At 42.4% G+C, this 21,089-nt stretch carries 23 protein-coding genes; 17 read left to right on the top strand and 6 right to left on the bottom strand.

Annotated elements, in window-relative coordinates; translation table 11 throughout:
- The first annotated feature begins 24 nt into the window (after window positions 1-24).
- The 4 genes from VRK28_RS05705 to VRK28_RS05690 all read left to right on the top strand — a co-directional run bounded on the left by VRK28_RS05705 (window position 25) and on the right by VRK28_RS05690 (window position 2,967).
- Window positions 25-351, top strand: coding sequence for a hypothetical protein (locus VRK28_RS05705; RefSeq protein WP_062564831.1), 327 nt, complete (start codon window positions 25-27; stop codon window positions 349-351).
- A gap of 91 nt (window positions 352-442) precedes the next feature.
- The gene (ppnP, locus tag VRK28_RS05700; protein WP_054551131.1) at window positions 443-754 is read left to right on the top strand and encodes a pyrimidine/purine nucleoside phosphorylase; all 312 of its coding nucleotides are present in this window, start codon (window positions 443-445) and stop codon (window positions 752-754) included.
- Window positions 755-936: 182 nt separating this feature from the next.
- Entirely contained in the window at window positions 937-1,293 is a 357-nt protein-coding gene (hpf, locus tag VRK28_RS05695) for a ribosome hibernation-promoting factor, HPF/YfiA family (protein WP_054551132.1), read from the top strand.
- 501 nt (window positions 1,294-1,794) lie between these two features.
- Window positions 1,795-2,967, top strand: coding sequence for an NRAMP family divalent metal transporter (locus VRK28_RS05690; RefSeq protein WP_414628169.1), 1,173 nt, complete (start codon window positions 1,795-1,797; stop codon window positions 2,965-2,967).
- Between the two features lie 154 nt (window positions 2,968-3,121).
- Here VRK28_RS05690 and VRK28_RS05685 read toward each other — a convergent pair.
- The 4 genes from VRK28_RS05685 to VRK28_RS05670 form a co-directional block, all read right to left on the bottom strand.
- A protein-coding gene (locus VRK28_RS05685) for an IS3 family transposase (RefSeq protein WP_332393612.1) occupies window positions 3,122-4,293 on the bottom strand; the annotation gives its coding sequence in 2 pieces (ribosomal slippage) (window positions 3,122-4,020 and window positions 4,020-4,293; 1,173 coding nt in all).
- A gap of 80 nt (window positions 4,294-4,373) precedes the next feature.
- Window positions 4,374-5,561 (bottom strand): vWA domain-containing protein, encoded by a 1,188-nt coding sequence (locus VRK28_RS05680; protein WP_332393611.1) that lies wholly within the window; start codon window positions 5,559-5,561, stop codon window positions 4,374-4,376.
- A gap of 1 nt (window position 5,562) precedes the next feature.
- The gene (locus VRK28_RS05675; RefSeq protein ID WP_055021018.1) at window positions 5,563-6,411 is read right to left on the bottom strand and encodes an AAA family ATPase; all 849 of its coding nucleotides are present in this window, start codon (window positions 6,409-6,411) and stop codon (window positions 5,563-5,565) included.
- 52 nt (window positions 6,412-6,463) lie between these two features.
- Window positions 6,464-6,697: a DUF1653 domain-containing protein gene (locus VRK28_RS05670; protein ID WP_371319660.1), complete on the bottom strand. Its 234-nt coding sequence runs from the start codon at window positions 6,695-6,697 to the stop codon at window positions 6,464-6,466.
- A 63-nt stretch (window positions 6,698-6,760) separates the two neighbouring features.
- Here VRK28_RS05670 and VRK28_RS05665 point away from each other — a divergent pair, with 63 nt between their 5' ends.
- The 11 genes from VRK28_RS05665 to rpoS are packed head-to-tail and all read left to right on the top strand — an operon-like array spanning window position 6,761 to window position 14,337.
- Complete coding sequence (locus tag VRK28_RS05665; RefSeq protein ID WP_058585776.1) at window positions 6,761-7,243, top strand: DUF2947 domain-containing protein; 483 nt, start codon at window positions 6,761-6,763, stop codon at window positions 7,241-7,243.
- A 59-nt stretch (window positions 7,244-7,302) separates the two neighbouring features.
- On the top strand, window positions 7,303-7,935 hold the full coding sequence (locus tag VRK28_RS05660; RefSeq protein ID WP_054560904.1) for a hypothetical protein: 633 nt from the start codon (window positions 7,303-7,305) through the stop codon (window positions 7,933-7,935).
- Between the two features lie 22 nt (window positions 7,936-7,957).
- Entirely contained in the window at window positions 7,958-8,248 is a 291-nt protein-coding gene (gene ftsB / locus VRK28_RS05655; RefSeq protein ID WP_054560903.1) for a cell division protein FtsB, read from the top strand.
- Window positions 8,238-8,939 carry a 2-C-methyl-D-erythritol 4-phosphate cytidylyltransferase gene (gene ispD, locus VRK28_RS05650; protein ID WP_054560902.1) on the top strand — a complete coding sequence of 234 codons (702 nt, stop codon included), beginning with the start codon at window positions 8,238-8,240 and terminating at the stop codon, window positions 8,937-8,939. The genes ftsB and ispD overlap by 11 nt, the downstream gene beginning before the upstream one ends.
- Window positions 8,936-9,418, top strand: a complete 483-nt coding sequence (gene ispF / locus VRK28_RS05645; RefSeq protein WP_055198208.1) for a 2-C-methyl-D-erythritol 2,4-cyclodiphosphate synthase — start codon at window positions 8,936-8,938, stop codon at window positions 9,416-9,418. Before ispD ends, ispF begins: the two co-directional genes overlap by 4 nt.
- Window positions 9,415-10,443: a tRNA pseudouridine(13) synthase TruD gene (gene truD, locus VRK28_RS05640; protein ID WP_062564836.1), complete on the top strand. Its 1,029-nt coding sequence runs from the start codon at window positions 9,415-9,417 to the stop codon at window positions 10,441-10,443. The genes ispF and truD overlap by 4 nt, the downstream gene beginning before the upstream one ends.
- Window positions 10,444-11,208: a 5'/3'-nucleotidase SurE gene (surE, locus tag VRK28_RS05635; RefSeq protein ID WP_062564837.1), complete on the top strand. Its 765-nt coding sequence runs from the start codon at window positions 10,444-10,446 to the stop codon at window positions 11,206-11,208. It abuts the gene before it with no gap.
- Complete coding sequence (locus tag VRK28_RS05630; RefSeq protein ID WP_054551144.1) at window positions 11,198-11,836, top strand: protein-L-isoaspartate(D-aspartate) O-methyltransferase; 639 nt, start codon at window positions 11,198-11,200, stop codon at window positions 11,834-11,836. The genes surE and VRK28_RS05630 overlap by 11 nt, the downstream gene beginning before the upstream one ends.
- Window positions 11,837-11,847: 11 nt before the next feature.
- Complete coding sequence (locus VRK28_RS05625) at window positions 11,848-12,426, top strand: YqaA family protein (RefSeq protein ID WP_054551145.1); 579 nt, start codon at window positions 11,848-11,850, stop codon at window positions 12,424-12,426.
- Between the two features lie 42 nt (window positions 12,427-12,468).
- Window positions 12,469-13,293 carry a peptidoglycan DD-metalloendopeptidase family protein gene (locus tag VRK28_RS05620; RefSeq protein ID WP_055021015.1) on the top strand — a complete coding sequence of 275 codons (825 nt, stop codon included), beginning with the start codon at window positions 12,469-12,471 and terminating at the stop codon, window positions 13,291-13,293.
- A 60-nt stretch (window positions 13,294-13,353) separates the two neighbouring features.
- Complete coding sequence (gene rpoS / locus VRK28_RS05615; RefSeq protein ID WP_062564838.1) at window positions 13,354-14,337, top strand: RNA polymerase sigma factor RpoS; 984 nt, start codon at window positions 13,354-13,356, stop codon at window positions 14,335-14,337.
- A gap of 84 nt (window positions 14,338-14,421) precedes the next feature.
- On the opposite strand, the gene mutS is transcribed toward rpoS, so the two are convergent.
- On the bottom strand, window positions 14,422-16,995 hold the full coding sequence (mutS, locus tag VRK28_RS05610) for a DNA mismatch repair protein MutS (protein WP_055021014.1): 2,574 nt from the start codon (window positions 16,993-16,995) through the stop codon (window positions 14,422-14,424).
- 21 nt (window positions 16,996-17,016) lie between these two features.
- Here mutS and VRK28_RS05605 point away from each other — a divergent pair, with 21 nt between their 5' ends.
- On the top strand, window positions 17,017-17,514 hold the full coding sequence (locus tag VRK28_RS05605) for a nicotinamide-nucleotide amidohydrolase family protein (protein WP_054560895.1): 498 nt from the start codon (window positions 17,017-17,019) through the stop codon (window positions 17,512-17,514).
- A 58-nt stretch (window positions 17,515-17,572) separates the two neighbouring features.
- Complete coding sequence (gene recA / locus VRK28_RS05600) at window positions 17,573-18,619, top strand: recombinase RecA (protein ID WP_054560894.1); 1,047 nt, start codon at window positions 17,573-17,575, stop codon at window positions 18,617-18,619.
- 272 nt (window positions 18,620-18,891) lie between these two features.
- Here the strand turns inward: recA and VRK28_RS05595 are convergent, their stop codons facing one another.
- Complete coding sequence (locus VRK28_RS05595) at window positions 18,892-21,015, bottom strand: TonB-dependent siderophore receptor (protein ID WP_332393610.1); 2,124 nt, start codon at window positions 21,013-21,015, stop codon at window positions 18,892-18,894.
- Between the last annotated feature and the right edge of the window lie 74 nt (window positions 21,016-21,089).

The raw sequence follows: 21,089 nt of genomic DNA, 5'->3' as shown, positions 1-21,089 counted from the left end.
TTTTAATTTAATAAGGAAATGACCATGAAATACATCATTACAGCAATCACTTTAATATCTATGACAGCACTTACTTTTTACGCACTAAATACAAGTCAGTGTATATCGTTTGATCTTTTATTAGTCGACGTTGCTTTCGGAAGCTGCGAATTGAAGGCTGAAAATACGAGCTTGTTATCGTACCTTATTCTCGCTGGCTGGCTAATTTGTAATTTCTTATATGGTAAGTTTTACATTAATGGAACATCTCCAAGAGTATTAACCCCATTGTTGTTTATTGTTGGTCTACCTGGAACTTTCTTTGTTTTCTTACTTGCTCAGTTTATTAAAGATAATAAAAAGCCAGCTTAAATAATGGTTTTAATTGAATAATCTTCAGTTGCTGCGCACTTGAAATTCGGGCAGGGTGGATTAGATTTAAAACAAAACAACAGGAGTGAGGATGTCTCAGTTTGATAATGTAAGTGTGCTGAAAAAAGCCAATGTGTATTTTGACGGTAAAGTGTCTAGCCGTACTGTGGTATTTGCTGATGGCAGCACGAAAACGTTAGGCTTTATGCAACCGGGTGAGTTTGAATTTGCTACGAGTAAAAAAGAGTTGATGGAGCTTAACGGTGGCAGTTGGCAAGTGCTTTTACCCGGTGAGAGCGAATGGCAAACAATGCAAGCTGGAGAGTCTTTTACCGTTGATGCAAATGTTACCTTTCTAGTAAAGGTCAGCGAGTTTGCCGACTACTGTTGCTCGTACAGTTAATGAGCAGTTGTTAACCTCTTTGAAAAGCCCGTGTGATGCGGGCTTTTGCATATTTTATCCGCAACGCATGATCTAAATCATCTGTGGTTACAATCAATTACTAATTATCTGCAATTTTCGCTTGTGTTAATTCAATTCGCCCCCAATACTAACTGTGAGGTAACAAGAAAAAAGGATACCCTATGAAGATTAATATTTCTGGTCATCATGTTGACGTTACTGAGGCTGTTAGAGCTCATATCAACGAGAAGTTCTCGAAAATTGCTAGCCATTTTCCATCATTAATATCACTCGATATTATTCTTTCAAAAGAACACAATAAGTATCAGGCTGAGATTAGTACAACCTATGAAGGCGCACGTTTATCAGTAAAAGCTGAAGATGATGTGATGTACCCAGCTATCGCAGGTGCTGCTAAAAAACTAGATGCATCACTTAAACATCGTAAAGGGCAAATGAAAGCCAAACTACACGAAAAGCCGGTCAGTACTACACCAGAAATTGCCCACGAAATCATTCAGGAAATGAACCTGAGCTAATTACAGAGCACTAGCCTAAGCGGCTAGACTTAAACTAAATCTGAAAAAGCCAACCGTTGCGAAACGCTTGGCTTTTTTGGTTTTAATATTTAACTATCAGCTGTCAGATTGAAGTTCCAAAAGTTAGCGAGTTGCTAGGGGAAAGAGTAAAGTTAGTGAGTTAGAAAGAGTAAAGGGGAAAGTTTGCGAGTTAGAGACGTAGGAGGCGTTTTAACGCCGAACAAAAATGGAGATATTAGATATCAGTCGTTAGAAGTCAGATTAAAAAACCAAAGAGTAGCGAGTTACTTGACACAATTGGTAGGCAGTCTAGAGTTGCTAACTTGCTAACTTGCTAACTTGCTAACTTGCTAACTTGCTAACTTGCTAACTTGCTCTGCTTCCAATCTCACCTAAAACGCTGTAAGTTGCTTGTTACTAAGAATAAAACACACACAACTTATGCAATCAGCAGTATCAAATTGGCAATCTAAATTAAATGCATTAGGGCCGGGAGTTTTAATGGCTACAGCCGCCATTGGTGGCTCACATCTAGTAGCATCAACACAAGCAGGATCGTTATTCGGCTGGCAGCTATTTTGGCTAATCATTGTAGTAAACGTATTGAAGTACCCATTCTTTCGATTTGGCATGGAGTACACGCTCGCGACCAAACAAAGTTTAGTTGAGGGCTACAAGCAAAAAGGGCCGGGGTATTTCTATAGTTTTATTGCGCTTAATATTGTCGCTGCGGTAGTAAATACTGCGGGGGTTTTATTATTAACGGCCAGTCTGCTGCACTATGCATTACCTGTCACTGTTTCTGTAACCTTATTATGCTGGCTGATTTTAGCTGTGTGTTTGCTCATTTTATTATTAGGGCACTTTAAGGCGCTCGATAATGTCTCAAAGCTCATTATGGGGCTGCTAACGGTTACAACCGTGGCTGCGTTGGTTGTGGCAATTAATAATGGCCCAATGGCCCCAGTTGACTATGTGGGCCCGTCGCCGTATGAGCTTGCCATGCTTGGCTTTATGGTCGCGCTCATGGGCTGGATGCCTGCACCCATTGAAATATCAGCAATCAGCTCACTGTGGCTAAAAGAAAAGCAGCATCAACAAGCCGTGACAAAGCAACAAGGCTTGTTTGATTTTAATTTGGGCTACTGGCTTACCGCAGCACTTGCGTTAGTGTTTTTTTCATTAGGTGTGTTAGTGCAATATGGCCAAGCACAAGCTGTGCAATTAGGTGGAGTCGCTTTTGCAAAGCAGCTAATTGATATGTATGCCCTCACTATGGGCGAATGGGCAAGGCCACTGGTTTCAGGTATCGCTTTTTTATGTATGTTTGGCACCACGCTAACAGTGCTTGATGGCTACGCCAGAACATTAAATGAGTCACATAAACTGCTACCGATTAAACAATCTAAACACAGTTTAAATATGTGGTTATTACTACAAGCATTTGCAGGTATGGCAGTGATTTTATTCTTTAAATCAGCCCTTGGCCCAATGCTCACTTTTGCTATGACCCTCGCTTTTGTAACCACTCCCGTATTTGCATGGCTGAACTTTAGTTTAGTACGCTCAGAACCCAGCATTCATCACTCACCTTTATTACGCACCCTAAGCTGGTTAGGCTTAGCTTATTTGGTGGGCTTTGCGCTGGTGTTTTTGGTTTGGAAGATAATGTAATGGGAGCTGTCAGCTTTCAGCCGTCAGTTTTTAGCTGATCGAGAAGGTGCTTAGTTATTTGCGTTTATAAACAATTGTAACGTTACATTCATTTCTCAGTTTTTATGCTGTTTGACGGCTGACTGATCTGACCCCGATAAAGTAGACACGGGGTTTAATTAACTTGTTCGTATTGCATGGGACTTTTATATCCAAGGGTGCCATGCCTTCTTACTGAGTTGTAGTATTTTTCAATATAAAAATACGTTTGTGTTGTCATTTCACTACGACTCAGTTCATTTAAATTCTTTATCCACTCCTTTTTATACTGCGCGAAGAAGCTTTCTGAGCATGCGTTATCCCAGCAGTTGCCTTTTCTAGACATACTCACTGTGACACCTCTATTAGTTAACCACTTCACTGTTTCCTTTGCGACATACTGAGCTCCTTGGTCTGAATGAAAGAGCAAGTTCGCACCATCTGGGTTGCGTGCTGACCATGCTTTTTTCAGTGTTTTAATAACTAACTCGGCGTTGTTTATCCGGCTTGTTACCCAGCCAACAACCTTACGAGAATACAAATCAAGGATGACGCACAAATACTGCCAACCATCTTTACAGCGTACTTGTGTGATGTCTGATACCCACACGGTATTTGCTGTATCAACATTAAACTGGCGTCGTAATAAATTACTCGCTTTGATTGTACCTTCTTTCTTCGCGCGGCTTGTATAGCGCTTCTTACCTGACTTTGAACGATAGCCAACGCTTTGTAACAGCCTCTGCACACGTCCTTTACTGCAATCAAAGCCATGTGCTACCGCTGCTTCCCAAAGCTTTCTATAGCCTGGGATACAGTGCTCCTGGTCGCTAATATGCTTTAGAAACTTAAGTAACAAACTGTTCTCTTTATGACGTGTGCTAGGTAATTGTTTTAACCATTTATAATACCCAGCCGGCGACACAGATAACCAACTGCACAATTTCTTCACTGTGCGTTTGGCGTCTGTGACCTTGTGGATATATTCGAACCTTATTCTTTTAGGCTGTCGAAGTAGACCTTCGCCTTTTTTAAAACGTCATTCTCCAACTGAGCATCTTCGAGTTGCTTCTCAAGCTTGCGAATTTGGCGCTCTAAATCTGTGTATGATTTGTCAGGGCCTTGGTTCTTAAGTGGCTTTGATGTTTTCTTCTTCGAGGTCATGTGACTTCTCCAACTTGATAGCATGTCAGGATGAATACCGTATTTATTAGCGACCATCTTAACTGTATCTGAGGTGTCTAACGACTCTTGAACGACTTTTATTTTAAATTCGAGGGAATATCTACGCTGTGACTTTACTTTCATGATTACTGACTCCAAAGAGGTGTCTACTTTTATGGAGTCAGATCAGACGGCTGACGGCTGACGGCTGACGGCTGACGGCTCTAACTCAACTCCCTAATCGCATTACTAATCCCGTCTAGCGTGAGTGGGTACATGCGGTTGTCCATTAACTGCTTTATAAAATCAATTGATTGATAATAGCGCCAGTGTTCAACGGGTTGTGGGTTGAGCCAAGCGACTTTATCAAAGTGATTGGTTATGCGGTTTAGCCAAGCGCTGCCGGGCTCTTCATTCCAATGCTCAACGCTGCCACCGGGGTAGGCGATTTCGTAGGGGCCCATAGTGGCATCACCAACAAAGATCACCTTGTAGTCGCTGGTGAACTTGTTAATCAAGGTCATGGTATCAATGACGTTAGAGTGACGACGTTTGTTGTCTTGCCAAACATGCTCATACAAACAGTTATGAAAATAGTAAAACTCAAGGTGCTTAAATTCGCTGTGAGCAGCGCTAAATAGCTCTTCGCAGGTATGAATGTAATCATCCATTGAACCGCCGATATCAAATAGCATCAATACTTTTACTGCATTGTGGCGCTCAGGTGCCATTTTTACATCGAGCATGCCGCCTTGCTTTGCAGTTGCGCGGATGGTTTCGGTTAAATCGAGACTGTCGCTGGCACCAGTACGGGCAAATTTACGCAGTTTTTTTAGGGCGAGTTTAATGGTGCGCGAGCCGATTTCACGGTCACTATCAAGGTTTCGGTAGCTGCGTTTATCCCATACTTTTACCGCACGGCGATGTCGGTTTCCGTCTTGACCAATACGCACACCTTCAGGGTTATAACCATAGGCGCCAAATGGCGAAGTGCCACCGGTACCTACCCACTTATTGCCCCCTGCATGGCGTTTTTGCTGCTCTTCAAGGCGTTGCTTGAGGGTTTCCATGAGTTTATCAAGGCCGCCCATGGCTTGTAATTGCGCCTTTTCTTCTTCGCTTAAGTGTTTTTCAAACTCTTTGCGTAGCCAATCATTAGGCAAGTCGTGTTGCTGTTTTAAACTTTCGAGCAGATCAAGGTCGGCCACGCCACTAAAGTAATCTGCAAAGGCTTTATCAAAACGATCAAAGTGGGTTTCGTCTTTTACCATGATGGTACGCGCCAAATAATAAAACGCGTCAACGTCGGCAAAAATAACCCCTTGCTTGAGCGCATTGATCAAATCAAGTAGCTCTCGCAAACTAACAGGTAAGCGGTATTCTCGAAGCTTGAAGAAAAACGCAATTAACATATTAACGGCGGCTCATAAACGCAAGTTTTTCGACTAAGCTAATGTCTTGCTCGTTCTTTAATAACGCGCCAAACATTGGCATTAAGCCGCCTTTTTGGCTTTTATCATGCAGTGTTTTAGCGTCTATATCTTCAGCCATTAGCAGTTTTAACCAATCAAGCAATTCGCTGGTTGATGGTTTTTTCTTAATGCCGTTTACTTCACGTAGATTAAAGAACACCTCAAGTGCTTGGCGAACTAGGTCTTGTTTAACATGCGGGTGATGCACATCGATAATTTGTGCCATTTCTTCACTACTAGGGAAATCAATGTAATGGAAGAAACAGCGACGTAAAAAGGCATCTGGCAGCTCTTTTTCATTATTCGACGTAATGATCACAATCGGACGTTGCTTTGCAATAACGCGCTCGCCGGTCTCATAAACATGAAACTCCATTTTATCGAGCTCTAATAGCAAGTCGTTGGGAAATTCAATATCGGCTTTGTCGATTTCATCAATCAATAGCACAGGGCGTTTGTTATGTTGCTCACCATAAGTAAAGGCTTGCCATAATTTCCCTTTTACAATGTAGTTGCTGATATCGTGCACTCGCTCGTCACCTAACTGGCTGTCGCGAAGGCGCGATACCGCATCATATTCATACAGGCCTTGCTGCGCCTTAGTGGTTGATTTGATGTGCCATTGAATTAGCGTGGTGTCTAAACTTTTTGCAAGCTCCTCGGCCAGCATGGTTTTACCTGTGCCGGGCTCACCTTTTATTAGCAGCGGCTTTTCGAGCAAGATCGCTGCGTTAACCGCTTGTTTTAATGAGTTACTGGCAATGTAGTTATCGGTTGAATTAAAAAGCACGATGTCACCTTATCTGGTCTGAGCAGTGATTAATAACGTCATGATGCCACAGTTAGTCGGCGTCTGAAAGGTATGCAAAACGCGGTATCGTTTTACCCTCCACAGTGACGGTTTCTGTAAACATACTAAGCGGGCGTGCCCACATGCCAAATTCGCCATATAGCGCTTGATAAATTACCAGTGGCTCATTCGTTTCGCTATGAGTAGCAACATATTCAACTTTGTATTTTGGACCTTTGTAATGTTGGTAAATACCGGGTTTGATTGTCATGTGTTTATCTCGCATCTTGGAGTCATTTGGGTATAATTGCAGTTTGCACATTTTACGCTGAAACAAACTGCCTAAACTATGAATTATATTTCGTTAGATGAATACAAAAAAGCCTGGGTTTTTCGTCATAAAGATATGCCGATAAGCAGCGAAGACGCAGCGCAAATAAAACCAATGAGTGCTGAACGCGCTGCGGTTTTATGGACTACCATGGTGAGCCGCGAGCATGATCACCCTGACTTTTTTGATAAAACAGATTGGTGCGGCAAAGACGACAGCTTTTCAGAGACCATTAACTGGGAAAGTGCATGGGAAGCTGGCGACGAGCAGTTACCAGAAGAAATCCTTAACCACTTGGCGTGGGAAGCAAACACCACTGTTTATTTTTGCATGGCTCGCGACAACATCATTGAAACCAGCTTTGCTGTTTTTAAACGTTGTTGGCAAAACTTTATGTTTTTAGCTGATGGTAGTTTGTTATTAGGTAAAAAGCGTGATGCAGTGGTGCAGTTTTTAGAAACTGGTAACGCAAAATTGGGTAAAAAAGGCGCAGTAAAGTAGCGCTCAATAAACGCTCTATGCTATAAAACAGTCAAGCAATTGTTTTATCAGAGCGCGCATTGTCTAAACCAACTTCACAGAGCGAACACTCGCAACAAGCCGAAATTTGGCAAACTGATGCCGAGCGAGCTTTGTATGCGCAGTTATGTAATGCATTTTATGCTCGTGAGATCCCGCGTTTAGTTGATGAACCTGATACAGCAAGGCTAAAACGTTTATTAGCAAGCCTGCCTTACTATATTGAGCGTTTAGCTATGCGTATTGTCAGTGGTGATGCACCACTACAGCTCGATTCACAAAATGGCAGTTGGCTTGAAAAACAAAAAACAACGCCGCCTGTTTATAATAAAAAAGACTCAAAAGACTTTTATAGTCAACATGCTAAGCGCGGGTTAATTGTTCCCGTGCTAATTAATGACGAGCAATGTACAACCGTGCGCATAGACAGCTTAGATCAAGTAAGCGACAATAAGGTACATTGCAACGAGCTTGGTTGGTTTGATACTTCCGGTGAATCGCTAGAAAACACGCATATTCAATTGCTTAAGCCTGCAAAGGCGGTGATGGCTGCGGCGTGTTGCGGTCATCAATGGCAATTTAATAAACGCATCACACCTAAGCGTTTGTCATTAAGAGAAATGCTGTTAGCAAGCAATATAAATTGGCGTAATTTAAAACGCCCTTTGACTTAATTTAACCGCGAAGGAGTGTTCAATGCGGGTTTTTCAATTCGCCTTGTTGTGTTTGGCTTTATTTATTCAGTACCGCTTATGGTTTGGCCATAATGGGGTGCAAGATTACACTCGTTTAAAACAAGCGGTTACCTCTCATCAAGACACCAATGCGAAATTATTAAAGCGCAATAAAGTGCTCAAAGCCGATATTGAAGACTTAAAACTCGGTCAAGAGGGCATCGAAGAGCGGGCGCGTAATGAATTAGGAATGATTAAACCTGGCGAAACCTTTATTCGCGTATTACCAGGTCAACAGCAAAATGAACACTAAGCAAACTATCACCGCCATTGTTCCCGCTGCGGGAGTTGGCAGTCGAATGCAGCATTCGGCGCCAAAGCAGTATATTGAACTTGCGGGTAAAACTATTTTAGAACATACCCTAAGTAAACTTGCAGAACTTAACGAATTAAACACCATCAAAGTAGCAATTAGCGATGATGACGGCTACTTTGCTGATTTACCACACATAGATAAGCGTATTGAGCGTGTGAGTGGTGGTAAAGAGCGCGCTGATTCTGTGCTTAACGCCTTGCTATCACTTGCTGACAACCCACCTGATTGGGTACTTGTTCACGATGCGGCAAGGCCGTTAGTGTGTCTTGCTGATATTCAGCGTTTAATAACTGAATGTATCGCTGCCAATGAAGGCGGTATTTTAGCGTCAAAAGTAAAAGACACCATTAAGCGCGGTCATACCCACAGTGAGCAAACGGTGCCACGTGATGATTTATGGCAGGCACTCACCCCTCAGCTTTTCCCTTATCAAGCGCTGACTAATGCGCTATCAAGTGCCCTTAAAAATGGTGTGACTATCACTGATGAGGCATCGGCAATTGAATGGGCTAAGCAGCCTGTTAAGCTGGTTGCAGGTCGCAGTGACAACATTAAAATCACCACCCCAGAAGATTTAGATTTAGCAGCATTTTTACTGCAAAAACAACAAAACGAGAGTACCTCATGATTCGAATTGGCCATGGCTTTGATGTACACAAATTTGGCGGCGAAGGCCCGTTGGTAATTTGTGGTGAAAAAATAGATTACCCACAAGGCTTTTTAGCTCATTCAGATGGTGATGTTGCCATTCACGCATTGTGTGATGCCATTTTAGGCGCATTGGCAATGGGTGATATTGGCAAGCATTTCCCTGATACTGCTAGCGAATACGAAAATATTGATAGCCGAATTTTACTACGCCACGTGGTTGGGCTTGCTAAAGAGCAAGGTTATGTACTTGGCAATGCCGACGTCACGATTGTTGCGCAAGCACCAAAAATGTTGCCACATATTCAAGCTATGCGTGAAAACTTATGCCAAGACCTTGAAGCTGATATTTCACAAGTTAATGTGAAAGCAACAACCACTGAGAAGCTTGGGTTTGAAGGTCGTAAAGAAGGTATCTCAAGCCACGCAGTGGTGATTATGAGCAAACAAAGCGCATGAGTGAGTTAAACTACCTATACGGTAAACCTCTTTCTAAGGCTGACTTTAAAACTCATGCTGAAGACTTCATGGTTGATGAAGACTTAGGTATTGAGTTTACCGGTTCTGGTGAACATGTTTGCTTGCAGGTTGTAAAAAAAGGCGAAAATACTCAGTTTATTGCGAAACGCATTGCCGAAAAAGCAGGGGTATCTCCACGTGATGTGAGTTATGCAGGCTTAAAAGACCGTCATGGCGTGTGTACCCAATGGTTTAGCGTGCCAGTTCCCATTAAAAAGCACATAGAATTTAGTGAGCTGAATAACGAGCAGTTTTTTGTAATATCGCAACAGCGCCATAACCGTAAGCTCAGAACTGGCTGCCATAAAGGCAATCGCTTTACCATTACATTACGTAATGTCACTGAGCCGCTGGATATTTTGTGCCGTATCAACGCGGTGCGTGCTGGTGTGCCTAATTACTTTGGTGAGCAGCGCTTTGGCCATGGTGGTCACAACCTTGAAATGGCAAAGCGCATGTTTGCTGGTGAGCGTATCCGCGATAAAAAATTGCGTGGCTTAGTTATTTCAGCTGCGCGCTCTTATGTATTTAATGAGATCGTGAGTATGCGAGTTGCCGAGCATGGCCTTGCGAAAACAATGCACCGCGAAGTGTTTATGCTCAGCGGCAGTAATGCATTTTTTGAAGACAATATTAGTGATGACAATATTGCGCGCTTAGCGTCTGGCGATATTGTGATGTCGGCACCTATGGTTGGTAAAGGCGAAAAAGGCCTGACCGAAACCGAAAAAGTGTGGCTCGAACCTTATCAGTCTTGGATAGATGGCCTTAGCGAACTTGGCCTTAAGAATGAGCGTAGAATGTTACGACTTATTCCTGATTCATTAGCTGTTGAAACGATTGATGAAACTACTTTAAAGTTAAGTTTTGGTTTACCAAAAGGCTGTTTTGCTACCGCCCTGCTGCGTGAGCTGGTGGACTATCAAGATACAAGCCCCAGAGAACAAAAACAAAAGGATGCGTAAATGAAAATCTTATTGAGCAATGATGATGGCGTACATGCTAAAGGGATTGCGGTTTTGTATCATGCATTGACGCAAATAGCAGATGTGACCTTAGTAGCGCCAGATCGTAATTGTAGTGGCGCAAGTAATTCATTAACGCTCATGAATCCACTTCGTGCAACTATCCTTGATAATGGCTTTATTTCGATTAATGGCACGCCGACTGACTGTGTGCATTTGGGAGTTAATGAATTAGTCGAGCAGCAGCCAGATCTAGTGGTTGCAGGAATAAACCACGGCGCCAACCTAGGTGATGATACCTTGTATTCAGGTACAGTAGCAGCGGCCACTGAAGGGCGCCACTTAGGACTGCCGGCGATTGCTGTGTCGTTATGCTCTAAAGAAGGAAATCACTTTGAAACTGCAGCTGCGGTTGCGGTGAGTATTATCAAAGAGTTGGCATCGCACCCATTACCGAAAGATCAAATCATCAACTTAAACGTGCCAGATATTCCGCTTACAGAGCTTAAAGGAGTTAAGGTAACCCGTTTAGGTTCGCGTCATAAAGCTGAAACCATGACGAAACAACAAGACCCATGGGGCCGTGACATTTATTGGTATGGTACCCTTGGCGCTGAAAGTGATGCAGGTGAGGGCACTGATTTTTATGCCATTAATAATGGTTATGCATCAGTGACCCCACTTAGTGTTGATATGACGGCGAAAGAGAGCTTACAAGCCGTCGATAGCTGGTTAGCAAATATGGAGATTAATAGTGCTGACTAATTATAATCGCAGTGCACTGGCATTAGCTGAATTATTAAAACGCGAGGGTGTAGAAGACAGTACTGTGCTTGAAGCGATTGCCTCAACACCCAGACACATTTTTATTGATGATGTTTTGCAGCACAAAGCTTATCAAAATACCGCATTGCCAATCGGTCAAGGACAAACGATTTCGCAGCCATATATTGTCGCACGCATGACAGAGCTGCTTCGCTTAGCAGGCGTACGTGATAAAGTGCTCGAAATTGGCACAGGCTCTGGCTACCAAACGGCAATATTGGCAAAAACCTTCACTAAAGTGTGCTCGGTAGAGCGTATTAAAGCATTGCAATGGCAAGCAAAACGCCGTTTGCATAAGCTTGATTTATATAATGTCACCATGAAACACGGTGACGGTTGGCAAGGCTGGCAGTCGCAAGCTCCATTTGAGGGGATTATTGTTACTGCCGCTGCGGCCACTATGCCACAAGGACTTCTGGCACAACTTGCTGATGGGGGCGTTATGATTGCACCTATCGGTGAGCAAGATCAGCAATTAATGATGGTCGTTAGAAATGGCGACACTTTTACAGAACATAAAGTTGCACCAGTACGATTTGTACCTTTGGTACCTGGTGATATTGAATAGGACGTTATACTTTGAAGTTGTTTACTAAGTTATATGATATGGCGCTGGTATGGGCTAAACACCGTCATGCGGAGCGTTATTTAGCAGGGATGAGTTTTGCTGAATCTGTTTTTTTTCCGGTGCCACCGGATGTCATGCTAGCCCCTATGTCGCTTGCTCAGCCAGATAAAGCATGGCGCTTTGCCAGCTTTACGACTATTGCTTCAGTGATTGGCGGTATTTTAGGTTACTTACTTGGCTTTTGGTTATTCGAACCTGTAGTTGAGCCGCTGATTGCGCAAATGGGTTGGCAAGCTAAATTTGACACAGCGCTAAGTTGGTTTGAAAACTATGGTGTATGGGTGGTGTTTTTAGCGGGCTTCTCTCCTATACCTTATAAGGTTTTCACCATAGGTGCAGGTTTGATGCAAATGGCATTCTTGCCATTTTTAATTGCCTCGGCAATAGGTCGTGGCGCGCGTTTCTTCTTAGTGTCGGCTTTAATGAAGTGGGGCGGCGTTAAAATGGAGCAAAAATTACGTCAATATGTTGAAGCGCTTGGCTGGGGATTAGTTGTTTTAGTTGTGGTTGCGTACTTTTTACTACGATAACCCGTAAAACCATTAAACTAGTACGATAAGGAGCATTTTACGATGAGCAGGCAGTTAACAGTCTATGTTACTTTGTTTCTTAGTATTTTGCTCTTTGGTTGTACTTCTCGCGAAGCACCGGCACCGGTTAGTAGTTTAGATAATAAAGTTAAACCCGCCACACGCAAAGTAAATATCTCTGGCTCAAAATATGTAGTCAAAAAGGGCGATACTTTGTATTCAATTGCTTTTAGCGCTCAGCAAGATTTTCGAACACTCGCAAAAATAAACGATATTCCAGCACCTTATACCATCTTCCCTGGGCAGAGTATTTCGCTCACAAAATCGGCACAAAAATCAAAAAAGACGAAAAAATATACGAATTCGAGTAAAAAGTCTACTGTTTCTATACAAAAAAATAACAAAAAATTAAAGAAAGGGCTTGATCAGCCAAAACAACGAGAGTATGTTCAGAAACAAGCCAACAAAATAATTAGTGAAAAAAAGCGTAATTCTAATGCTAAAGTTGTATGGGGCTGGCCTGCAAAAGGTAAAGTCACAAAACGCTTCTCTAATAAAGAGAACGGCTTTAAAGGATTACAGATCACTAATAAACAAGGGGCTTCTGTTTTAGCTGCTGCACATGGAACTGTGGTATACGCGGGCAACGCATTGAGGGGGTACGGTAATTTAATCATATTGAAACACAATGATGATTACCTAAGCGCTTACGCGCACAATTCAAAGTTGCTTGTAAAGGAAAAACAGGAAGTAAAGGCAGGGCAGAAAATAGCAGAAATGGGCAGTTCAGACTCTTCGGTTACGGCTTTGAGATTTGAAATTCGTTATCGGGGTCAAGCAGTCAATCCTGCTAAGTATCTACCTTAGCCATTTAGGGTATTGATAAAGTGATTTAGCTCAATCACATATTTGCTCGGGAGGACGCTTATGGGTCACACAGCAAAACTTGAGAAAAAAACTGACGCGATTGACGATAAATTTGATGACACGGTAGTCGAAGAAGAGTCTTCTGAATTACTTGAAGAAGTCGACAACGAAGATGAAATTTTTGCAAAAGAAGAAGTTGCCAAGAATTTAGATGCTACACAGCTGTATCTTGGTGAGATTGGTTTTTCTCCGCTGCTAAGCGCAGAAGAAGAAGTTTATTTTGCTCGAAAAGCACTGAAAGGCTGTGAAGCCTCTCGCAAGCGAATGATTGAAAGTAATTTACGTTTAGTGGTGAAAATTGCCCGCCGCTATAACAACCGTGGCCTTGCGCTACTAGACCTTATTGAAGAAGGTAATTTAGGCCTTATCAGAGCCGTTGAGAAATTTGACCCAGAACGTGGTTTTCGTTTTTCAACTTATGCAACTTGGTGGATACGTCAAACTATCGAACGTGCCATCATGAACCAAACACGTACGATTCGTTTACCTATTCACGTGGTTAAAGAGCTTAATGTTTATTTAAGAACAGCCCGTGAATTAACGCAGAAACTTGACCATGAACCAACCGCAGAAGAAATTGCAGAGTGCTTAGATAAGCCGGTTGAAGATGTCACTAAGATGCTGCGTTTAAACGAAAAAATCACCTCGGTGGATACACCTATCGGCGGTGAAAATGACAAAGCGTTATTAGATATTATCGCCGATGAAAAAGACTATGGTCCAGAGGGCGAAGTACAGAGTAATGACATTAACAAGCACATTGTTGATTGGCTTGGAGAGTTAAACCCAAAACAGCGTGAAGTACTCGCTCGTCGTTTTGGTTTACTAGGCTATGAGCCATCAACCCTTGAAGATGTTGGTCGTGAAATAGGTTTAACACGGGAACGTGTAAGACAAATTCAAGTTGAAGCATTACGTCGCTTAAAAGACATTTTGCAACACGAAGGTTTAAGTACAGATAGCCTATTCGACCAATTCACCTGATTTGACAACAATACATAGGCCTTCGGGTCTAGAACACACAAAAAAGCTGACGTTACGTCAGCTTTTTTTATATCTACTCAAAATTTAAAGTAAATCTTTTAATTGATACAGTAGTTGGTGTGCTTGTCTTGGCGTTAAGCTATCTGGATCAAGCTGTTTTAAGGTTAATTCAAGCTCAGAAGGCTCATCATCAAAACTTAATGTTTGCTGTTGTTGCTCAATAGGAGCAGTAACAGGTTGATGGTTCTCAAGCATTTTAAGCTTTTGTTTTGCTTGTTGGATAACCGCTTTTGGTACACCAGCCAAGGCAGCAACTTGTAAACCAAAGCTCTTGCTTGCTGCGCCTTCAAGCACGGTATGCATAAAGGCAATGGTGTCGTTGTGCTCAATGGCATCTAGGTGCACATTAACTAACCCCGTTTTTTGCTCGGCCAGTTCGGTTAACTCAAAATAGTGGGTTGCAAACAAAGTTTTAGCAGCAATTTTTGATGCTAAATAATCAGCCGTTGCATAGGCAAGCGATAAGCCATCATAAGTTGAGGTACCGCGACCAATTTCATCCATCAGTACCAGTGATTGTGCTGTGGCGTTATTTAAAATAGTTGCTGTTTCGGTCATTTCAACCATGAAGGTTGAGCGTCCTGATGCTAGGTCATCACTTGCGCCAATACGCGTAAAGATACGGTCAATATTCCCAATTTCTGCACTATCAGCAGGAACGTAACAACCAATGTGAGCCATTAGAACAATAAGTGCAGTTTGGCGCATATAGGTCGATTTACCACCCATATTTGGACCTGTGATAATCAGCATTTTACGGTCGTTATTAAGCTCTACAGGGTTAGCTATAAACGGGTCTTTCATTACCTGCTCTACTACCGGGTGGCGACCTTGCTTAATACTGATGTTATCGTTATCGCACAGAGTTGGCTTAGCATAATTAAGCGCTTGTGCACGTTCGGCTAAATTGTTCAGTACATCTAAATCTGCTAGAACAGCTGCCATTGTTTGTAGCTGCTCAATGTGCGGAGCAATAAACTCAAAGAGTTGCTCGTAAAGCTGTTTTTCAAGCGCTAGCGCTTTTGACTGGCTACCAAGTACTTTATCCTCATGCTCTTTAAGCTCTGGGATAATATAGCGCTCATTATTTTTTAGCGTTTGGCGGCGAATATAATCCGCAGGAACCAAGTGCGAGTTCGCACGGCTTACTTCAATAAAAAAGCCATGCACTTTGTTATAACCAATTTTTAAGGTGCTAATGCCAGTGCGCTCACGCTCACGCTCTTCAAGCTTTTCAAGAATATCGGTAGCACCTTGGCTTAGCGCTCGCCATTCATCAAGTTCGCTGTTGTAACCTGGTGCAATCACACCCCCATCACGAATAAGCACCGGTGGGGTTTCGATTACAGCACGCTCTAGTAAATCTTGTAGTTCAGGTAACTGTTGCGACTTAGCAATAATTTGACTAATACGCGGATCGTTAGCATCTAGTAATAGTTCGTGAAGTGGCGCGAGAGCTTGCAGCGCGCTACGCAGGCGCGTTAAATCTCGCGGCCTAGCAGTGCAAAGCGCTAGGCGTGCAATAACACGTTCAATATCGCCAATTTGCTTTAATGACTCTTGTAGCTCACCACATAATTGCGCATCGATAATTGCGCTAATTGCGTTTAGTCGAGAGTTGAGCTCTGTTTTGCTGCGCACAGGGGTATGAATACGACGCTTTAATAAGCGTGAACCCATAGCTGTGGCTGTTTTATCAAGTACTTGAGCAAGAGTGTTTTCGTAACCACCCGATAAATTAACCGTTAGTTCAAGGTTTTTACGAGTTGCTGCATCTAAGATCACCGCGTGTTCGTTTTGTTCAAGGGTGATTGCACGGATATGCGGTAGGGCAATACGCTGAGTGTCTTTTACGTATTGCATTAAGCAGCCTGCAGCGACTAAAGCTGCGTGTGCTTTGTCTACTCCAAAACCAACTAAATCTTTGGTGCCAAATTGGTCGCAAAGTAAATGCTGCGCAGTATCTAGATCAAATTCCCATTCCGGGCGACGACGCGCGCCTTTGATATGTTCAATTAAGTGCACATTTGCAAATGTTTCACTGTAAAGTAGCTCAGCAGGGGCTAAACGCTGTAATGTTGAGCTAAATGCTTCGTCGGTATTAACTTCTAACACATTGAACCGGCCAGAGTTAATATCTAAATAAGCAATACCATATAGGCCTTGTTTGTTTTGCCATACACTGGTTAGCAGGTTGTCTTGGCGTTCTTGTAATAATGCTTCGTCAGAAATTGTGCCCGGTGTAACAATACGTACAACTTTACGCTCAACAGGGCCTTTGCTAGTCGCTGGGTCACCAACTTGTTCACAAATAGCTACTGACTCACCCATTTGTACAAGGCGAGCTAAATAGTTTTCGACTGCGTGATAGGGTACGCCCGCCATTGGAATGGGGTCGCCACCGGCTTTACCTCGATGGGTTTGAGAAATATCAAGAAGTTGCGCTGCACGCTTGGCATCATCAAAGAAAAGTTCGTAAAAGTCGCCCATACGATAAAACAATAAAATATCCCGATGCTCGGCTTTTATTTTTAGATACTGCTGCATCATAGGGGTTTGTTGTTTTATAGTGTGCGGTGCATAAAGATCAAACGACATGTATTTACCCAAAGGCTGAATATGGAATTACATCAAGAGATTAAAACACTTGCTGCGAAATTAGGAGCTATTTTAACGGATAAACGCTTATGGATCACTACCGCAGAATCATGCACTGGCGGTGGAGTGAGTTATGCATTAACCGATACCCCTGGCAGCTCTAATTATATTGACCGAGCGTTTGTTACTTATAGTAACCAAGCAAAACATGAGCTCATTGGCGTTAGCGAGCAAACCTTAAACAGCTTTGGTGCGGTGAGTGAGCAAACCGTTGTTGAAATGGCATCGGGGGCGGCAAAAGCTGCAAACGCAGATATCGCAATAGCTATTTCGGGGATAGCAGGCCCCGGTGGTGGAACACTGGATAAACCTGTGGGATTAGTATGGTTTTGCATTCATTTTGCTGGTCAAAACTACCCAAGTCAGCAAGTTTTCTCTGGCGATCGAGCTGAAGTTAGACTGCAAGCTATTGTTTACTCATTAAAAAATATAATTGAATTGATAAAATCTGAAAATTAGCTTGATACTGTGATTTCATACAGTATACTGTCTGCATTAGCCGGATTTGGAGAACAGAATGAACGATAACAAACAAAAAGCCTTAGACGCTGCTTTATCACAAATTGAGCGTCAATTTGGTAAAGGCTCAATTATGAAACTGGGCGACAATAAAGCCCTAGATATTGAAGCAATCTCAACAGGTTCACTAGGTATCGATATCGCATTAGGTATTGGTGGTTTACCTACGGGTCGTATTGTTGAAGTGTATGGTCCTGAATCATCAGGTAAAACAACGCTTACTTTACAAGTTATCGCTGAAGCTCAAAAGCAAGGTAAAACGTGTGCATTCGTAGATGCTGAGCACGCTCTAGATCCTGTATACGCACAAAAATTGGGTGTAAACATTGATGACTTACTTGTTTCTCAACCAGACACGGGTGAGCAAGCATTAGAAATCTGTGACATGTTAGTTCGTTCAAGTGCTGTTGATGTTGTGATTGTTGACTCGGTAGCAGCTTTAACACCTAAAGCTGAAATCGAAGGTGACATGGGTGACTCACACATGGGTCTACAAGCTCGCTTAATGTCACAGGCATTACGTAAGCTTACAGGTAACATCAAGCGTTCAAACACACTATGTATTTTCATCAACCAAATCCGTATGAAAATTGGTGTTATGTTTGGTAACCCTGAAACAACGACAGGTGGTAACGCACTTAAATTCTACTCTTCAGTACGTATCGATATTCGTCGTATTGGTTCTGTGAAAGAAGGCGACGAGGTTGTAGGTAACGAAACCCGCGTTAAAGTTGTTAAGAACAAGGTTGCTCCGCCGTTTAAACAAGCTGAGTTCATCATTATGTATGGTGAAGGTATTTCTAAACAAGGCGAGTTAATTGACCTAGGTGTTAAGCATAAGATTGTTGAAAAATCAGGTGCTTGGTACAGCTACAATGGCAGCAAAGTTGGTCAAGGTAAAGCAAACTCAATTAAGTTCTTAAAAGACAACCCAGAGATCGCAGATGAGATCGAAGGTAAGTTACGTGAGATGCTATTACTTCAGGCAACTGAACAACCAGAAGATGGTGAAGATGCAGGCCTATTAGCTGAAGACGAGCTATAAACACCGCAAAAGAGTACAGTTAAGCGTGATTTGACCCGCACTTAACACAAAAAAGACCGCTACATAGTTAGCGGTTTTTTTATGGGTGAAAGTTAGAAAGGGGAAAGTTAGCAAGGGCAAAGTTAGCAAGAGTAAAGTTAGAAAGAGTAAAGTTAGAAAGAGTAAAGTTAGAAAAGGTAAACTTTACTCTTGCAACTCTTTCATGAAAAAGCCGCATATAATGCGGCTTTTCATGTACTTAAAGCTTAAAACTTTCAGCTTCTAGCTCAAGCTTAAAGCTGCCAGTTGAAAGACACTGAGTAGTTACGCGGTGCGCCGTAATAACCTTGAGCCCAGAAAAGACTATGGATGTACTTTTCGTTGGTCACGTTATTAACGTTCAAGTTAACGCTCATATTGTCGTTAATATCGTACGTTGCCATTAGGTTTAATAGGCCGTACGCATCTTGCGTTGTGGTGATAAGTGCAGCATTCGTAGCCGCATCACGCACTTGTACGCGCTTTGTATCGTCTTGCCAACGATAGTTTAAGCCAAAGGTTAAACCATCAATCTCAGGCACTTTATGAGTTACAGCAAGTTTGAATTGGTTTTCAGGCGTGTAGTCTTTTACTAACTCATCACCATCAATGTTTAGATTGCTGTAGCTGAAGCTTGCACTTAGTGTTTCGTTGATTTGACCACTAAGTTCTACTTCAATACCATCGCTGTTAATACCATCTGCGCCATAGTAGCGAGTGTCATCAGGTAATGAATCAGGGATAGCAACGGCAAGGCCAACTTGTTTAGCGTCAAAGTAAGCAACTGTTACAAATAAGTCGTCATCAAGTAGCTGTGCTTTCACACCAACTTCGCTGCTTTTACCTGTGATTGGATCTAAGTAATCACCATTGATGTCACGCTCTGTTTGCGGTACGAAGGTTTCTGTGTAGCTTGCGTAAGTTGAGAAGTTTTCGTTGATATCATAAACAGCACCGAAGTATGGCACCGTTTGGTCGCTATCTTTGTCTTTTGCAACGCCGTAAGAGGCACCTTCAGTTTCCCAATTTACTTGGCTCACACCTGCTAAAATGCTGAATGCGTCAGTTGCACGAATGCGTGTTGAAATATATGCAGAGCGTTGACGGCTAGTGATATCAGCTCCTGTTAAACCATCAGTAAGTGTTGGTACTGGCGCTACACCGTCCCAACCACCTAGCTCAGGCATTGCAGGGAAACCATTGCCTGTAGTGTAGTCATACAATGATTTATCTTTGTTATCCATATCTGCTTGGTTTACACCAAATGACAGATCATGTTCCATACCAAATAAATCAAACTTACCTGTGGCGTAGATATCTAAAATGTCGTGCTTATCTTTGTGGTCATATTCACTGGCATAGCCAGTTAGGCCAAGGCCTGTTTCTCTGTCTGGGGTGCCGTAAACATAGAAAAGCTCAGAATCTTGCTCATTTTCTAAGTGCGCGTAGCTTGCTTTTAAGAACCAAGTATTGGTGATTGCTTGCTCAATTGATAAGAACAGCTGCTCAGTTGTGTTATTCCAGTATGACCAATCAGACGCTGTGCTAGTTGAAGCGTCAAAGTTTGTTGCTGAACCATCGCTGTAATAAAGCGGTAAAGCACCCCACAGTGGGCTATCAGCATCTTTCTTTTGATTTACATAGTTTGCAGTTACTACTGTGCTGTCAGTTAACTGACCTTCGTAGGCTAGGTAATAAATTGTTTTATCTTGCTCGTAACGATCAAGGTATGACTCAGTTTTGTGCTTGGTGAATACAGCACGTACAGCGTGGTTTTCGTTGATAGCAGTTGAAGCGTCAAGCTCTAAACGCTTGTTATCCCAAGAACCATACGATACAGACGCATTTACTTGCGTTTGATAAGTAGGGCGCTTTAGAACCATGTTGACTGTTGCTGATGGGTTACCAGCACCTGTCATTAAACCATTGGCACCACGTACAATTTCAACACTATCGAAAATAGAAGTATCAAGAGTACCTTGGATTGAACCGTTGTCTTGCGGCATACCCATGCCATTAACTTGGAAGTTGGTGATCTCAAAACCACGAGCTTTAAAATAAGTACGGTCAGTTTCTATTTGCTCAACAGTCACACCCGGTGTGCTTTCAAGTACAGCGTTTAAATTATCGAGTGAGAAGTCATCCATTAGCGCACGTGATACAACAGAGATTGACTGTGGCGTTTCTTTAATTGTTAGCCCTAATTTGGTTGCTGACTGTGCTTCTTCAGTGATGTAGTTTTTATGATGCTGGCCATACACGGCAATTTTTTCAATTGCTTGTTCTTCTTTTTGTTGTTCTGCAAAAGCGTGGCCACTTAAAAGTGCTGAGGTCACAAGGCTTAATTGAGATAAGCGCAAAAATTTTGTTGATGACATGCAAAGTTCCAATTAGTTCAATGAATAGTGAAATTAATGCGTAATTTAATCTAAATGAAAATAATTTGCAATTA

It is taken from the genome of Pseudoalteromonas sp. P80D2 (assembly GCF_036680945.1).
GTDB lineage: Bacteria > Pseudomonadota > Gammaproteobacteria > Enterobacterales > Alteromonadaceae > Pseudoalteromonas > Pseudoalteromonas shioyasakiensis.
Note: the sequence above shows the minus strand (reverse complement) of the source record. Positions and strands in the feature narration are given on the sequence as shown.

Bases quoted from the DNA above. Each gene is read 5' to 3' on its own strand.
- VRK28_RS05705 (WP_062564831.1), top strand. From the start codon at position 25: ATGAAATACATCATTACAGCAATCACTTTAATATCTATGACAGCACTT.
- ppnP (WP_054551131.1), top strand. From the start codon at position 443: ATGTCTCAGTTTGATAATGTAAGTGTGCTGAAAAAAGCCAATGTGTAT.
- hpf (WP_054551132.1), top strand. From the start codon at position 937: ATGAAGATTAATATTTCTGGTCATCATGTTGACGTTACTGAGGCTGTT.
- VRK28_RS05690 (WP_414628169.1), top strand. From the start codon at position 1,795: ATGGCTACAGCCGCCATTGGTGGCTCACATCTAGTAGCATCAACACAA.
- VRK28_RS05680 (WP_332393611.1), bottom strand. From the start codon at position 5,561: ATGTTAATTGCGTTTTTCTTCAAGCTTCGAGAATACCGCTTACCTGTT.
- VRK28_RS05670 (WP_371319660.1), bottom strand. From the start codon at position 6,697: ATGCGAGATAAACACATGACAATCAAACCCGGTATTTACCAACATTAC.
- VRK28_RS05665 (WP_058585776.1), top strand. From the start codon at position 6,761: ATGAATTATATTTCGTTAGATGAATACAAAAAAGCCTGGGTTTTTCGT.
- ftsB (WP_054560903.1), top strand. From the start codon at position 7,958: ATGCGGGTTTTTCAATTCGCCTTGTTGTGTTTGGCTTTATTTATTCAG.
- ispD (WP_054560902.1), top strand. From the start codon at position 8,238: ATGAACACTAAGCAAACTATCACCGCCATTGTTCCCGCTGCGGGAGTT.
- ispF (WP_055198208.1), top strand. From the start codon at position 8,936: ATGATTCGAATTGGCCATGGCTTTGATGTACACAAATTTGGCGGCGAA.
- truD (WP_062564836.1), top strand. From the start codon at position 9,415: ATGAGTGAGTTAAACTACCTATACGGTAAACCTCTTTCTAAGGCTGAC.
- surE (WP_062564837.1), top strand. From the start codon at position 10,444: ATGAAAATCTTATTGAGCAATGATGATGGCGTACATGCTAAAGGGATT.
- VRK28_RS05620 (WP_055021015.1), top strand. From the start codon at position 12,469: ATGAGCAGGCAGTTAACAGTCTATGTTACTTTGTTTCTTAGTATTTTG.
- rpoS (WP_062564838.1), top strand. From the start codon at position 13,354: ATGGGTCACACAGCAAAACTTGAGAAAAAAACTGACGCGATTGACGAT.
- mutS (WP_055021014.1), bottom strand. From the start codon at position 16,995: ATGTCGTTTGATCTTTATGCACCGCACACTATAAAACAACAAACCCCT.
- VRK28_RS05605 (WP_054560895.1), top strand. From the start codon at position 17,017: ATGGAATTACATCAAGAGATTAAAACACTTGCTGCGAAATTAGGAGCT.
- recA (WP_054560894.1), top strand. From the start codon at position 17,573: ATGAACGATAACAAACAAAAAGCCTTAGACGCTGCTTTATCACAAATT.
- VRK28_RS05595 (WP_332393610.1), bottom strand. From the start codon at position 21,015: ATGTCATCAACAAAATTTTTGCGCTTATCTCAATTAAGCCTTGTGACC.